The 15,505-nt window shown below is 30.7% G+C and carries 15 protein-coding genes; 5 read left to right on the top strand and 10 right to left on the bottom strand.

Going from position 1 to position 15,505, the window contains the following annotated elements:
• Positions 1-43: 43 nt before the first annotated feature.
• Both glgP and AC0N0V_RS02340 read right to left on the bottom strand, forming a co-directional pair.
• Positions 44-1,651 carry an alpha-glucan family phosphorylase gene (gene glgP, locus AC0N0V_RS02345; RefSeq protein WP_474461950.1) on the bottom strand — a complete coding sequence of 536 codons (1,608 nt, stop codon included), beginning with the start codon at positions 1,649-1,651 and terminating at the stop codon, positions 44-46.
• An 853-nt stretch (positions 1,652-2,504) separates the two neighbouring features.
• Entirely contained in the window at positions 2,505-3,320 is an 816-nt protein-coding gene (locus AC0N0V_RS02340; protein ID WP_474461949.1) for a polysaccharide deacetylase family protein, read from the bottom strand.
• A 382-nt stretch (positions 3,321-3,702) separates the two neighbouring features.
• Here AC0N0V_RS02340 and AC0N0V_RS02335 point away from each other — a divergent pair, with 382 nt between their 5' ends.
• Positions 3,703-4,956 (top strand): MFS transporter, encoded by a 1,254-nt coding sequence (locus AC0N0V_RS02335; RefSeq protein WP_474461947.1) that lies wholly within the window; start codon positions 3,703-3,705, stop codon positions 4,954-4,956.
• 65 nt (positions 4,957-5,021) lie between these two features.
• On the opposite strand, the gene AC0N0V_RS02330 is transcribed toward AC0N0V_RS02335, so the two are convergent.
• The 5 genes from AC0N0V_RS02330 to AC0N0V_RS02310 form a co-directional block, all read right to left on the bottom strand.
• Entirely contained in the window at positions 5,022-5,546 is a 525-nt protein-coding gene (locus AC0N0V_RS02330) for a ferritin-like domain-containing protein (protein WP_474461946.1), read from the bottom strand.
• Positions 5,547-5,638: 92 nt separating this feature from the next.
• Positions 5,639-5,797 carry a hypothetical protein gene (locus AC0N0V_RS02325; RefSeq protein ID WP_474461945.1) on the bottom strand — a complete coding sequence of 53 codons (159 nt, stop codon included), beginning with the start codon at positions 5,795-5,797 and terminating at the stop codon, positions 5,639-5,641.
• A 256-nt stretch (positions 5,798-6,053) separates the two neighbouring features.
• Positions 6,054-6,992: an SPFH domain-containing protein gene (locus AC0N0V_RS02320; protein WP_474461944.1), complete on the bottom strand. Its 939-nt coding sequence runs from the start codon at positions 6,990-6,992 to the stop codon at positions 6,054-6,056.
• Positions 6,993-7,061: 69 nt separating this feature from the next.
• The gene (locus tag AC0N0V_RS02315) at positions 7,062-7,517 is read right to left on the bottom strand and encodes an NfeD family protein (protein WP_474461943.1); all 456 of its coding nucleotides are present in this window, start codon (positions 7,515-7,517) and stop codon (positions 7,062-7,064) included.
• 63 nt (positions 7,518-7,580) lie between these two features.
• Positions 7,581-7,727 carry a hypothetical protein gene (locus tag AC0N0V_RS02310; RefSeq protein ID WP_474461942.1) on the bottom strand — a complete coding sequence of 49 codons (147 nt, stop codon included), beginning with the start codon at positions 7,725-7,727 and terminating at the stop codon, positions 7,581-7,583.
• A 446-nt stretch (positions 7,728-8,173) separates the two neighbouring features.
• Between AC0N0V_RS02310 and AC0N0V_RS02305 the strand changes: the two genes are divergently transcribed.
• Positions 8,174-10,087, top strand: coding sequence for an NAD(+) synthase (locus AC0N0V_RS02305; RefSeq protein ID WP_474461941.1), 1,914 nt, complete (start codon positions 8,174-8,176; stop codon positions 10,085-10,087).
• A 144-nt stretch (positions 10,088-10,231) separates the two neighbouring features.
• Here the strand turns inward: AC0N0V_RS02305 and AC0N0V_RS02300 are convergent, their stop codons facing one another.
• The gene (locus AC0N0V_RS02300) at positions 10,232-11,338 is read right to left on the bottom strand and encodes an endospore germination permease (RefSeq protein WP_474461940.1); all 1,107 of its coding nucleotides are present in this window, start codon (positions 11,336-11,338) and stop codon (positions 10,232-10,234) included.
• A gap of 106 nt (positions 11,339-11,444) precedes the next feature.
• Between AC0N0V_RS02300 and AC0N0V_RS02295 the strand changes: the two genes are divergently transcribed.
• Both AC0N0V_RS02295 and AC0N0V_RS02290 read left to right on the top strand, forming a co-directional pair.
• The gene (locus AC0N0V_RS02295; protein ID WP_474461939.1) at positions 11,445-12,845 is read left to right on the top strand and encodes a spore germination protein; all 1,401 of its coding nucleotides are present in this window, start codon (positions 11,445-11,447) and stop codon (positions 12,843-12,845) included.
• Positions 12,842-13,960 carry a Ger(x)C family spore germination protein gene (locus tag AC0N0V_RS02290; RefSeq protein WP_474461937.1) on the top strand — a complete coding sequence of 373 codons (1,119 nt, stop codon included), beginning with the start codon at positions 12,842-12,844 and terminating at the stop codon, positions 13,958-13,960. The genes AC0N0V_RS02295 and AC0N0V_RS02290 overlap by 4 nt, the downstream gene beginning before the upstream one ends.
• Before the next feature lie 133 nt (positions 13,961-14,093).
• On the opposite strand, the gene AC0N0V_RS02285 is transcribed toward AC0N0V_RS02290, so the two are convergent.
• On the bottom strand, positions 14,094-14,516 hold the full coding sequence (locus tag AC0N0V_RS02285) for a YaaR family protein (protein ID WP_474461936.1): 423 nt from the start codon (positions 14,514-14,516) through the stop codon (positions 14,094-14,096).
• A 274-nt stretch (positions 14,517-14,790) separates the two neighbouring features.
• On the bottom strand, positions 14,791-14,988 hold the full coding sequence (locus AC0N0V_RS02280; protein WP_474461935.1) for a small, acid-soluble spore protein, alpha/beta type: 198 nt from the start codon (positions 14,986-14,988) through the stop codon (positions 14,791-14,793).
• A 232-nt stretch (positions 14,989-15,220) separates the two neighbouring features.
• Here AC0N0V_RS02280 and AC0N0V_RS02275 point away from each other — a divergent pair, with 232 nt between their 5' ends.
• Complete coding sequence (locus AC0N0V_RS02275) at positions 15,221-15,409, top strand: hypothetical protein (protein WP_474461934.1); 189 nt, start codon at positions 15,221-15,223, stop codon at positions 15,407-15,409.
• Positions 15,410-15,505: the final 96 nt, after the last annotated feature.

The raw sequence follows: 15,505 nt of genomic DNA, 5'->3' as shown, positions 1-15,505 counted from the left end.
TTTACCCTCAATATTGTATTCACTATATATGATTTTTGTTACCCTATCTATAAAGCTTTGCATAATATTCTTTAATCATTCTATCAGCAGAATATCTATCAACTATTCCATTTACACTTGCAGACATCATTTCATTCCATCTTTTACGATCAGAATAATATGTCTTTACCACTTTATTAAAGAGAACATCATAAAGGCTATCAGCGTCATGTCTATCTTGTAATTTTATATCTTCAGAAACAAAACCTCCGCCTATTTGCCAGCCAGTTACTTCGTCCCAACAGGCTTCTGGCCACCAACCGTCTAACGTACTTAAATTTAATACGCCATTAACTGCGGCTTTCATGCCTGACGTTCCACAAGCTTCCTTAGTTACTCTTGGGTTGTTAAGCCATACATCTACTCCTCTTGTTAGTAGAGCCCCTTTTTCCATGTTATAGTTGTCTAAAAATACTACTGAATTTGGGTACTTATTTTCTATGCTTAAAATATGCTTTATTATTTCTTTCCCAGTAAAGTCTAAAGGATGTGCCTTCGTAGATATTATTATCTGTACATCTCCATTTTTCAACAAAGGCGCAATCTTTTCTTCATCAGAAAATATCAAATCTCCTCTTTTATAAGGTGCTGCCCTTCTTGCAAATCCGATTAACAATTTATCCTTATCTAGTCTAATACCCTTCTTCTCATATATGAAATCTATAAGTTTTTGCTTATTATTAATATGATAATCCCATAAATCTTCTCCTCTTTTGCAAGCTTCAATCAATCTTTTATCTCCCCAGGTCCCCAAATGGATACCATTAGTTATACTTATTATTTCGCTTCTTCTATCAATAGATTTCCACATATCATTTGCAATTCTACCATGCAAAACTGAAACAGCATTGGACTTTTTTGACAACCTAAGACCGGCAGCGGTCATATTGAAAGGATCTCCACCTATTTCTCTAACTAAATACCTATCAAGTCCATTAAAAGCACCCATGTATTCTAGTATATTAAGTCCATGAAGTTCATTTCCTTCTATAACAGGTGTATGAGTTGTAAATACGATTTGATTTCTAGATTCATTCCATGCATCGTATGGATTATATCCTCTTTCTTTTTTTTCTCTGATTAACTCAAATCCAGCAAAGACTGCATGACCTTCGTTAAAATGAAAAATATCTATATTTTTATTTAATGCTCTAAGTGCTCTTACCCCGCCTATTCCTAGCACCATCTCCTGGGCAATTCTCTCCTCTTCAAACCAACCGTATAATTGACCAGTTATCCATCTATCAGAGTTCTCTGGCAAATCTGTGTCTAGTAGATAGAGTTCAGAGTTTCCATAGCAATCAACCTTCCATACTTTGCACCAAACATCTCTTTCCCTTATTTTAACATTTACTTTAACTCCAGTGTCTTGTAAAAAATCGTAGTCATTATTATAAAAAGAATCAACTATTCTTCCATCTTTATCGATGTGTTGTTCAACATAACCTTGTTTCCACTTAATACCAATTCCTATGACAGGTAAGTTATTTTCTTTAGCAGCTTTTAAATAATCCCCAGCAAGTATACCTAGCCCTCCTGCATAGATTTTAAAATCTGAATTCAATCCAAATTCCATCGAAAAATATGCAACTGTCGAGTTACCATTTTGCATTCCTACAACCACTCCTCATGTAACCATTTTTAGGATTTAATTCCATATTTTTTTAACTATATAACTAATTATAAAGATTTTATTTATAAAATCAACCATTTTAATCATAATTTTAGTAAAATTAACCAAAAACATAAGTTAAATTAAAATTAAGACTTCATATATATTGATTACTTCATTTTTCTCTTAATTGCTTCTATTTATAACGATTAATATTTACAGTATACGACCCATTCTTTCAGTATTTTCTGTTTTTTACTGGTATATAATATACTTTCTTATCATGTAAACGGTAACTATATTTTGCGAAAAATAATTGTTTCAGATTCACTTCATTCATTTTTTTGAAAATTACCTCATAGTAATACAGCTTATGCTAAATTATTACTTTATATTGTTTTTATCTTGTTCATTTTTGCTAAATATTGCAAGTTTAATTTCACTAAAAATACTAATATGAAATATCTGTTTTAAAAACAAACCTTATATATAAAAAAAGGAAAGTCATAGGCTTTATAAGCTTCTAACTTTCCTTTTTCTACATATAAGGTTTATATTTCATAGATCAGTAACACACTTTAACATGAATATAGATAACCAAACTAGAAAGTTGACTTATCCGAAGAGGCATAATACCAATTTGAAGGTAGATTTAAATATTTTTTTAGTAGTCTTAGCGAAGGATTTATGAAAAGCTTAGAATCTTAGATTGTTTGAGTGTAGCGAGTTTTCTAAGATTCTTGGTTTTTCATTAATCCTTCGCTTTAGACTACTTAAAAATATTTAACGTACTGAAAATAGGTATTATGTCTCGTAGGATAAGTTAACTTTCGGTGTTGTTTATCTATATACATTACTCCAATGTTTTAAACACGTATCCTTTTGATTTTAGATATTCTATTATTTGAGGCAATGCTTGTACCGTAGTTTCTTTGCCACTAGCATCATGCATCAAAATAACTAAATGTTTTTGATCTTGAACAGTTTCGTGTATTCTTGACATCAATCTATCTACGGTGGCTGATGCTACTTCTGCGTCCCCACTTAAAGCATTCCAATCTACATAGTGATAACCTTCACTCTCAGCAGCCTTCTTATAGGCTTGTCTACCAAAAGATCCACCTGGAAATCTTATTAGAGTTTTATTATGCTCTCCTACTATAGATGTTACAACCTCATTTCCTTTTTTTAAGTCTTGAATAAAATTATTTGGTGACGAATAAAGGTATTTGTAATTATGTGAATATGTGTGGTTAGCAATAACATGTCCTTCATTTTTTTCTCGTATCAGCAACTCAGGGTTACTTTCTGCCATTTTGCCAACTACAAAAAAAGTAGCTTTAATATTATTGCTCTTTAATACATCCAATATTTTTGGAGTTATGGTAGTGGTTGGCCCATCATCAAAAGTTAAATAAGCAACCTTTGCCTCACCCTCTGATTTATCTGATTTATTAGTATCGTTAGATACCTCTACTTTATTTTTATCTATTTTATTCTTATCATTATCATTTGTTTCTTGTTGCTTATTTGCGGTAGAAACAATATTTACCTTCTTATCTGACTTCTTAGCAAACTTGAATCCAGCAGCAGATGATAAAGAAAATAGTATAATAATTCCTAGTATAATTCTAATAATTCCTTTTTTACCTTTTTTGTTCCTTTTCATATTGTCCATCCCCTTAGAGTTCTTATCTATAACTCTATTCTATCAGGTATAAATCTTCAATGCTACTCTAAAAAATTACAAAAGGTTACATTTTAGCTACAATTCTTATATTAACCTACAATATTGTTATCATTACTCCATCATAGAGAAATATTTCTAAAGAATAACTTTTATAACTATAGATACTCTCTTCTTAATCTTTATTTATATCTTAAAATAAAGCACTCAAATTTAATAATATATTTCTGATTTACTATAACCTTTTCTATGTAAGCTTCATATTATAAAATAATCACTTAATATTAGATTAATATACTGAATAGTAATTATTAAAGGTATAAAAACTTATATTCTTCATAATTAATAAGAATTGGTGATTAGTATGAATAACAAACTTCTTAAAACATGGCAAGTAAAAACCTTTTTATTATGTTGGTTCGCTTATGCAATTACTTACTTCGGTAGAGTTAACCTGTCAGTAGCTATCCCAGATATACAAACTTTTTTTAGTTTCACCAAAGAACAAATAGGCATTATTGGAAGTATGTTTTTTGGGATTTATGGAATTGGTCAAATTATAAATGGATACATTGGAGATAAAGTATATATAAAAGTATTTATATTCATGGGCATACTTGCTTCTGGAGTATCAAATATTCTATTCGGATTTTCCACCACTCTTTTTACAATGATTTTAATTTGGTCTTTAAATGGGTATTTTCAATCTATGCTTTGGGGGCCTATAATAAGAACTTTATCTCTTTGGTTCCCGAAAAAAGAACACAGTCAAGTGGCCATAGGAATTTCTACTTCTATGGTTGGAGGATATCTTCTGGCATGGGGACTTTCAGGTAAAATTCTTCTCTATGGAAGTTGGCAGTGGACATTTTGGATTCCTGGTGGAAGTCTAGTATTATTCTCTATTATTTGGCTTGTAAAAATGAAAAACCATCCAAAAGATATTGACCTTCCTTCTCCTAATGAAGACACGCCATTAGTACTAGAAAATAGCACTAAGTATATAGATTTAAGCTTTATAGAAATCCTCAAACGCACAAAACTTTATTTTGTTATAATAGCCTGCTTTACTCAAGGTATTGTAAAAGATAGTATTGCTCTTTGGGGACCAACATTCATAATGGAAACCTGTAACTTAAATATTACCTCTACAGCAAAGCTAATTATTGCCATACCCTTTATGAATTTTGCTGGCATGATATTAGCCGGATACTTAAATAAAGGATTAAAGTTAAATGAAAAACTCTCTACTGTTGTGCTCTTTATATTGACCATTATACTTCTTTTGGTTCTTGTTAAAGTAGGACATCTAACCCCTATTCCTTCAATAATATTTTTAGGGCTATCTTCGGCAATGATGTATGGTGCTCATACAATGCTCGTAGGAGCAATACCTATGAAATTTGATAAATATAATAGGGTGTCCTCAATAGCGGGTTTTTTAGATTTTTGTACGTATGCAGCGGCAGGTCTATTCACTTATATAACCGGGTTTATTGTTGAAAGATACGGATGGCATCTAATATTAATAATGTGGATACTTGTAACTATTATTGGAGCACTTGCTCTTATGATAAATTGCTTTTGTGATAAACATCTACCAAATAAAAACAAATAAACTTTTAAACCCTGAATATAAAAGTTGTAGGGTTTCTACACTGATAGAAGCCCTACAACTTTATATTATTTGCTATACTTTTGATACAATTGTTTAAATATTTTCAAATGCAATTGCTCATCTAGTATGATTCTCTCTAAAAGCCTTTTAATGTACTTATCTTTAATTAAACTTATATGATATTTATAAGTGTTTATTGCTTGTTGCTCAGCCTTAATATCCTCTAAAAGCATTTCTTTAATTTTATCTGTAAAGTTTACATAACTCGCGTTCCAAACTCTAGCACAAGGACAAACTGAATCTACATATGCTGGCTTGACTCCCAAAAGATTAATTGTCTCACCTAAGAGTTCTAAATGCTTCATCTCTACCATCGAAATTTGACCTATTACTTTAGCATATCCTTTATATCTATCATCACTTACAAAATGTTGATAGGAGTAGAGAGAAACTGCTGTAAATTCACTAACTGTACCAGCATAATCTTGAAGAAGGATGTTTGCATTATAAATATTTTTTCCTTCCACCTTTGGTTCTGGATAAGGTGCATCTACCTTCAACTTGGTGTGTTTGGATATATCTCCTGGCATAATACCCCCAATATTTAACTTAATACTTTATATAATATGAGTTGTTTTCCAGGTTCATGACTCTTTAATTTTTAATAAATAAGAATATTTTACTACTCAATACTTAGTACTATATCTTCGCCAACAATATTTCTTATTAGCTGATTTACTGAAACGTTATAAAACTCTGATAATACAAAAAAATCCTGATACATTTCCTTTGTAATTCTTATAACATTTGGTTTTTTATCAGTTACTAAACCTGCTGTCATTATAACTCTACCTCCCATGTAATATTATTAATTAGTATATAAGCTATGTTATTTAATAAATACACTATACAATATGCAATTAATTACTATTTTGATACTAGAAATTAACTTGTGCGTTTTAAAACAAAACTAATATTTCACCTTTACTCTAAAATTATAATTTAGAAAAGACACTCTGGTTTTAATTCCAAAGTGTCTTTTAGATTTTTGATAGGAATTAAGTGAACTTCACCTTCTCAACTTAATCTCCTTTTCATTATTTTTTACTTTTAAGCATTTCTGCTACCGCTGAAATACTTCCTAAAGAAGACACTATTTCATTTGGCAGTATAAGCTTATTAGCAGGATTCTTAGCCATTTCTTGAAGAGCTTCTACCTGTTTTAAAGCTATAACTGTTTCATTTGTACCTGAATCTATAATAGACTTATTCACTACCTCTATAGCTTTTGCTTGTGCTTTTGCCACTTCTTCTATAGCTCTCGCCTTACCTTCAGCTTCCAGAAGTTGTGACTCCTTTAATCCTTCTGCACGTCTTATATTAGCCTCTTTTTCTGCCTCAGCTTGTAAAATCTTAGCCTGTTTTTCACCCTCAGCTCTAGCAATCTCGCTCTGTTTTTGACCTTCCGCTTGAAGTATTGTAGCTCTCTTATCTCTTTCAGCTCTCATTTGTTTTTCCATAGCTTGTTGAATTTCTCCTGGCGGAATTATATTCTTTATTTCAACAGATAAAATCTTTATTCCATAAGCATCTGTAATATCATCTACTACCCTTAAAAGTTCTGAATTTATTTTATCTCTACCTGATAAAACCTCATCTAAGCTCATGTTACCTACAATGTTTCTCATATTTGTTATAGCTGAATAAATTATACCTGATTGATAATCTTCTATATTATATATAGCATCTCTTGGCGCCATAACCTTATAGAATATAACATTATCTACTGATATCTTTACGTTATCCTTTGTTATAACACTTTGTGGTTCAATATCCAGTATTTGCTGCTTAGTAGAAACTTTTCTTCTAACAAAGTCAGCAAAAGGAATTATTAGATGCCAACCTGGTTCTAACACCCTGTGAAACTGTCCAAATCTTTCAACAATATTTACATACCCCGTATTTACAATTTTAATAGATGATACAAACGTAACAATTATAATTATTAAAACTACCAACATAAAAATTTTTCCCATTATCAATCTCTCCTTTAAATATTTAATGTAATCATATACTATGCTGATTAACTTAGCAGTTATTTGTTTCTAATCACCATCTTCTTCCATAGAATTATGTTTTTCCTTAGTGATGACTATTTTATTTCCCTTAACCTCAATAATTTTAACCCTATCTCCCTCTTCTATCGTTTCTCCTACATTCAATATTTGCCAGTAAACTCCATCAACCTTTGCTTTTCCTTCTTTTACTATATCCTCATCAACAGTTAGAATCTTCCCTATATAGGTTTCTTCTCTAATTGGCGTTCTTTTAACTGAGCTTTTTATAGTTCTTTTAACTATTGGATAACCTACAGCCATTGATATCCCACTTATACATACAAAAGTTATGATTTGGGTAATAAATGAATAATTCAGCATTTGAGCAATAATTGCTGCTATAGCTCCTACAGTAAACCAAACAAACAAGAAAGAACTTGTTGCAATATCTACTACTAAAGCTATCGCTCCAATGACTAACCATAAAACCACAGAATCTGTCATAATATCCCTCCCTTTTAAATAAATCATATTAGTACCTTCAATGTAGTTAACTACAAAAACTTATTATTTTTTATAATTTCCATTACTATCCTTGTTTCCCCAATAAGCATCATTATAATTAATCATTATATATCCTGTAAGTATAATAAGTAAGATTCCTCCTACAACTATAAATGGCATAGAAGTCAATATGCTTTTTAAGTATTCCATAATGTACTCTCCCCTGTAATAATTACTGTAAATCTTTTACTAAATTAAGTTGTACATTAATAATACAGCATGTCTTAGAATTAATAAAGTTTAATTTTACGTCGAAAAGAGTTATTTAATACTGTTTTGCGTTACTTATTATACTTTTAAAGTAACTATCATTCATTATCTCTAACTTAGGAGTAGTTATATATTCTTAATCTCAAAATATCTAACATAAGCAACATATCAAGTTAATATAAATAGAGTTCTTGGTATCGGATAAACACTACTTATTCTATGTATATGCGAAAGTTCTAAATGTAACAATAACTTGTGTAAGAACTTTAATTTCCTTTATGTATAATTTGACAATTAATAATTTATAATCAATAATTATATTGGAATAATCTTGATAAGGTTCTGCTGATACTTCAGCGTACATCATATAATAAGGAGATGATTTCGTGTCAAACAACGGCTTTATCCGAGTCGCTGCTGCCTGTCCTATAACAAATGTAGCAGACATAGAGTTTAATGTAAAAAACATAAAAGAATGCATAGATAATTCCATAGAGCAAGGAGCTAAGCTTGTAGTTTTTCCTGAGCTTTGTATTACTTCGTATACTTGTGCAGATCTTTTTACTCAAAAGCTTTTACTGGATAAATCTACAGAAGCTATAGAATCGTTATGTAATTATTCTATAGGGAAAGATTTACTTATAGCTGTAGGTGCTCCCCTTATCTATAATTACTCTCTTTATAATTGTGCCTACATAATTTTTGAAGGAAAAATTCTTGGAATTGTTCCTAAAAGTTATATACCAAATTATACTGAGTTTTACGAAAAAAGATGGTTTACTGAAGGAATAGATATTGTAAGCAAAAAAGTGAACTTATATTTCCAAGACAGTATTCCTTTTGGAACTAATTTAATTTTTTCTAGCGGAATCTTTAAATTTGGTTTTGAAATCTGTGAGGATTTATGGGTAGTTATTCCTCCTAGTAGTTACTTAAGCTTAGCTGGAGCTACTATAATAGGAAATCTATCCGCTTCCAACGAAATCGTTAGTAAGGCAGACTACAGAAAAGATTTAGTTTCTTCTCAAAGTGCTAGATGTATATCTTCATATATATATGCTTCCTCTGGAGTCTTCGAATCTTCTACTGACTTAGTATTTAGTGGTGATCTTCTAATAGGAGAAAATGGAGCCCTTCTTACTCACAATGATAGATTTCAAAGAGAAAATGAAGTTGTAACTTCTGTCGTGGATGTAAGTAGATTAAATAATCAGAGGTTAAAAAACGTAAGCTTTAGAGATAGTGTTAAATTAATACCTTTTGAAGCTCTAGAAATATCCTTTAAATTTGATAACACTGATATTAAAGACTTTGATAGATACATAGATAAACATCCTTTTGTACCTTCTGACAAAGCTCAAAGAGAAATCCGCTGTAGAGAGATATTTCATATACAAACTGCAGCCCTTGCGAAACGAATGAGTCATACAGGAGCCAAAAGGGCGGTAATTGGTATTTCTGGTGGCCTGGATTCTACTTTAGCACTTTTAGTTATTGTAAAAACCTTTGATATGTTAAATATACCAAGAGAAAACATTATAACTGTTACTATGCCTGGCTTTGGAACCACTGACCGAACTTATAATAATGCAGTTAACCTGTGTAAGCACCTTGGCACAGAATTTAGAGAAATTAGCATAGTTGATGCTTGCCTTCAGCATTTTAAAGATATAAATCATCCTGTAGAAAAACATGATGTAACCTATGAAAATGTTCAGGCTAGAGAAAGAACGCAAATATTAATGGATATAGCCAATAAAGAAGGTGGCCTATTAATAGGCACTGGTGACTTATCAGAGCTTGCACTGGGTTGGTGTACTTATAATGGTGACCATATGTCAATGTATAGTGTAAATTGCTCAATTCCTAAAACCTTAGTAAGATACCTGGTTCGATACGTAGCTCAAAAAGAGGTTCAAGGAGATGTTTCTGAAATATTACTGGATATACTTGATACTCCTGTAAGTCCAGAACTGTTACCAAAGGATAGTGAAGGTAATATTACTCAAAAAACCGAGGATATTGTTGGACCTTATGAACTTCATGACTTTTTCCTATATCATTTTGTACGACAAAGTGAAACTCCTGAAAAAATATTATTTTTGGCTAAATACGCTTTTAAAAATGACTATGATGAAGAAACAATTAAGAAATGGTTAGACACCTTTATAAGAAGATTTTTCTCACAACAATTTAAACGTTCTGCTGTTCCTGATGGTCCAAAGGTCGGTACTGTAAGTCTTTCCCCTAGAGGAGACTGGAGAATGCCATCAGATGCAAGCCCAAAACTTTGGCAGTAATAAATGCAAAGCACTAGTTCGAAACTAGTGCTTTATTTAAAAGGGAGAACTTTATATGAAACCTCTTTGTAATGGTGTTATATATTTATAATATAATAGAATTGTGTAATAAGTGTTTATTTTCTAATAACATTTTGTGAACTTTTAACATTTGTCATTCAATTTTTTATTTTTTATTTTAGCTCTGATAGCAAATATACTAAAAATTATTAGTGGTATTATTATAAATCCTACAAGGCTTATATAACTATAGATGCCTAGTAGTTTGATTGTATTTAACAAATTACTACTTGCCCCAAAAGCTAATACATATACCAGTCCCGTTATGGAATAAGGTAAAATATTCATGTTAAACAACTTATCTATTTTCAGTTCTTCTAAAATAGCCATAAGTGCAAAAAAAGTTGCTATGTACTTTGCAAACCATCCTGCCAAAACTTGGAATATTACGTAAAATTCACCGCTAGCTATAAATCCAAAATAGGAAATTAATTGAGTTTGAATAAGCTTAGGATACCAAAGTGAGTTAGCTCTTTCAATGCTAAAGGTAGTAATAATCCCATTTGTCGATACAATAATCATCTGTACTATAAAAATTATACTCACTAACGCACACCTTTTTAAGCTTTTAGTGCTCTTAATATATTTTAAATAAGCTAACGATATTATTAAAGAACCATAAAGCCCAAGAGATTCAATTATGGCAATAAAAAAGTTAAAATCAATCCCCTTCTCAAATAAAGGTAGCATCCGTCTATATTTCTTAAATGGAGCCGTTAATATATACAAATTAATTCCATTTATGATTGAGATAAGCATGCAAAATATAATAACTATTATAACTGCATTTTTTCCCTTTTTTATAGTATAGAGACCAGGAAGAACTATAAAGAATAAGATATACCACTGAGGACTTTCAATAAATAAATTTGTATGTATAACACTAGTTTCTACTGCTGCACATTCTATCACAGTTAAAAATATCATAAATGCAAATATAATCAAAAAAGTCTTTCCTAAAAACTTACCTAATGCCTCTTCAAATACCTGCCTCAAAGTGCTGCAATTATTATTTACCCATATTCTTATAATATGATAAAAACAAATAACTATGATTAAAGAGGAGATTGCAACTGCAACTGAACTGTCCCTTCCTGCATTCCTCATAAATATACCTGGATAAGTTTTTAATGATACTATTGAAACTGCACACATTATGAAGAATAAGTGTTTATGACTTAGTTTATCCATATGGTAATCTCCACCCCACCTTCTAAATATTGTAACATTAATATTATTTGCATAATAATGAATGTTATCCTAAAAAAAACAGATACTAAGGGAGAGGGTGATAATTATGGATGAATATATTGATTATATTGAAGAAAGATTGAGTCAAAGCGTTGACTTAAAGCATAGACAACTGTTATGCAACCAAGGTACTATACACATGTTCTTTATTGATAACCTTTGTGATTCAAAATATGTTAGCCAATATATAATTGAGCCTCTTATAAGGAGCGATGACATACAACCGGATATAGAACTTATAAAAAAAGAAGTACTATATAGTGCTTCTGCTGAAAGTATAAAAGAAAAAGAAGAAACCCTTATCCATATTCTATCTGGAGATGTAGTTATTCTCTTTGACTTTGTAGATGGTGCAATTTATTGTGAGGCAAAAGGATTTAGTAAAAGAAGCATAACAACACCGATAACTGAAGCGGTAATAAAAGGCCCTAGAGAAGGATTTAATGAAGCAATTGTAGATAATATCGCATTAATACGAAGAAAAATAAAAAATCATAATTTAACAATTGAGAATTTAAACGTTGGTAGAAAATCTAATACCATAGTTATGATTGCTTACATTAAAGATACAGCTCCTGAAAGGCTAATTAAACATGTAAAGGAAAAACTTAGTGATATAGATATAGACTTCATTCTAGATACTAACTATATAGAAGAACAAATCAAATCTAGAGGAACTCTTTTTGATACTGTAGGATACACTGAAAAACCTGATATCGCTGCATCTAAAATACTTGAAGGAAGAATTGCAATCCTGGTAGACGGAACTCCCTTTGTACTAACAGTACCTTATTTCTTTATAGAAAACTTCCAAATGGCAGACGATTATTACTTGAATAGATATTTTACTAATGCCACTAGGATACTAAGGTTAATTTCTTTCTGCCTGGCAGTGTTGCTTCCTGGTCTTTATATAGCATTAAACGCATACCATTTTGCCTTGATTCCAATAGTGTTCATATTTAGATTGGCGGCTTCAAGAGCAGATGTTCCTTTTCCTTTAATATTAGAGGTCTTATTGATGCTTTTTTTCTTTCAGCTTTTAAGGGAAGCTGGAATAAGACTTCCTCAACCGATAGGTCAAGCAATGAGTATAGTTGGTGCTTTAATACTTGGAGATGCAGCTGTTGGGTCAGGACTTGCTTCACAAAGTACTGTTATCGTTGTAGCACTTTCAGCTATATCCTCCTTTTTAGTTCCTAAACTTTATTCTTCACTGTACTTGTGGACTCTTTTGGTCATAATCTTATCATCACTTCTTGGGTTAATGGGTTTTTTTGCAAGCTTTTTTATACTTATTGCTCATTTATCATCACTAGATAGTTGTGGTTATCCTTATTTTATGCCTCTTACTACAACTAATGACTTCAAGTATAAGGACCTATTCATAAGAAAAGAACTAAAAGATATATCCAAGAATATTCTAAATAAGGATGATATAAAATGAGAAAAGCTATATTATGTTTTAGTATAATATGCACGATTTTATTTAATGGATGTTTTAATTATAAAGACATAGATAAAGTTATATTTGTAACTGCTGTTATCATAGATATAGACGGAAACGGTAACCCTATACTTTATGTAGAGGCTTTTAAGCCAACAAGAGGTAGCAATGGTGCCTCTGGCAAAGGAGATAGGGTTTTATTCCAAGGTACAGGAAAGACTATATTCGAAATAGCAAGAGATCTTAACTTATCTTCGAGTTACAAGCTTAACTATACTCAAAATAGAGGAATTATATTTACCCAAAAAGCTGCTGAAAAAGGGTTAGAAGATTTTATAGATTTTTTTGATAGGGATCAAGAAACCGTGGTAAGAGCACGTATTGCTGTCTATAAAGGCGATCCTCAAAAACTACTTAATGCTAAGTTAAAAGAGCAAGATTATGTAGGACTATTCGTTTTCGATCTCATTTATAATATAAAAGCTTCATCTAGAGGCGTAATTTTAAGTCTCAATGATTTCTTAAATCGAAGTGCCACCCACAATAATGTTGCCGTAATTACTACATTAGCTATGAAGAGTGATCAACCAGAAGATAAAATAGAAGTCTCCGATGCAGCTATTATTAAAGACTTTAAGCTAGTAGGTACGCTAGATAGACGTCAAGGGGAAGGTTATAACTTCCTTATTGATAATATAAAAGGTGGAACATTAGAAGTAAGCAATCCAAGCGCTCCCGACAAATTTGTAACCCTTGAAATATTAAAAAGCAAAACAAACACAGAACTAAGTTATGATGGTGAAAAAATACATATAAAGAAAATAATTAATACAAAGGTTAGCGTAGGTGAAGCTCAGAAAAAGCTTGTATTTCAAAAGAAAACACAAAATGAGATAGAAAATAATGCTGAATCAAACATAAAGAGGGAATGTATAAGAATATTTGAAGAGTATAAGAAAAAAGACTTAGATATATTTGATATAGGTGAGAATTTTAATAGAAAGTATCCTAAACAAAAAGTTGAAGATCCTTTAAAAATAAGCCAGCTAGAAGTAGAAGTTAACGTAACTGTAGAAGGATCTTCAGATAAAATGGACTTCAGATATGGAAGCTAATAAATATGCTCCTTCCAGTTCTAAGCTAGAATTGTATTAAAAATCCAATGACTAACTGCCAAATATGATATTAGTGGTAGTTAGTCATCCAATCAAACTTATTTCAAGCATTACTTAGAACTTACCTAATATGTTACTTATAAATATCCACAAGTAATCCTGATATATCATCAATTGTAGCTGCTACGTTTAAATTTTCTTTTTGGTCGTTTACTAACATTTGAGTTAACTCCTCAAGTTTTTGGTCGATAGTATCCACAGTTATAAAATACTGAGTCTGCCAAAAACTTATATCTTTTTTTATTCCGTACATATATTGAAGAACTGATTCAAGGTACTCCTTTATCATCTTTTTATAAGCCTTCACATCAACATAAGATTTAGTTATAGCTAATCTATTTCCTTTTTTCTTAATGCTATCAAGCATCTCCTTAAGTTGTTCTTCGGACTTTTTCTGCATTTGTGAATTAAAACTCTGAGAAAAATCCTTCTTAACAGACACTCCCTTCTTTTCAGAAGTAACAGAAGAACTTCTATTAACTCTCGATATCTCCATGATATAACCTCCACTAATCTAATATATACATCAATCCTATTTTCATAAGAGAACTTGTTTATACTGCTTAACCCCTCAAAAGGACGACACATAGACATCCATACTACTTTAATTACTTTTCTACTTAATATATTCGGCTAATAACCATCGAAGCTTAAATAAACTTACTATTTACATTTACTATTATATCTGAAATTTGCCTTTTAGTTTATCTATAAAGACGAAAGCCAGATAGAACTTAATCTATCTGGCCTTACTATTAATTAATGACCTGCTATACTAAACCTTTTTCATATGCTTCAATCATTTTCTTAACCATGTTACCACCTACTGATCCAGCTTCTCTTGCAGTTATATCTCCATTATATCCTTCTTTTAAGTCTACTCCAACTTCTCTAGCTGACTCCATTTTAAACCTGTCTAATCCTGCTTTAGCTTGTGGTACTAATACTCTATTGCTTCTATTTGACATAATAATATTCCTCCTTTAATCCATTTAATATTTAATCCATTTAATCTATTTTGTAAAGTCAAATTACGATGTTGCTTTCATAACTTAACTTTATGATATAAGTTTGCTCAGTTTTAGAATTAATACTCCTTTAAATTTGAGGCAAATTTGCCAATCTTTATTCTATGAGTATAGAAATAACTGTTATACTTTTTATCTTATTTGTACATTATAGATACTGAGGTGATTGCTAATGAAAAATTCAGAGACAAATAAAAATAAGTATAACGAAGAATTCGCTACAGAACAGGATATATCTAATGGTGCTACTTTAGGAAACAACATATCTTTTGAGGAAGAGCTTTATAGAAAAAAAGAAGAATATGATGCTAAATTTACACTTTATAAAGGTTCAATTCAAGCTAGAGAAAATCGTATATAAACCTAGTGATTCAATAAAGAAGGCTGAATGTCTATATCAGTCTTCTTTATTTTTTAATTAATATGGTATAATTTATAATAAGTTATGAATTATACC

This window comes from Clostridium sp. CS1-1 (assembly GCF_056135525.1).
Note: the sequence above shows the minus strand (reverse complement) of the source record. Positions and strands in the feature narration are given on the sequence as shown.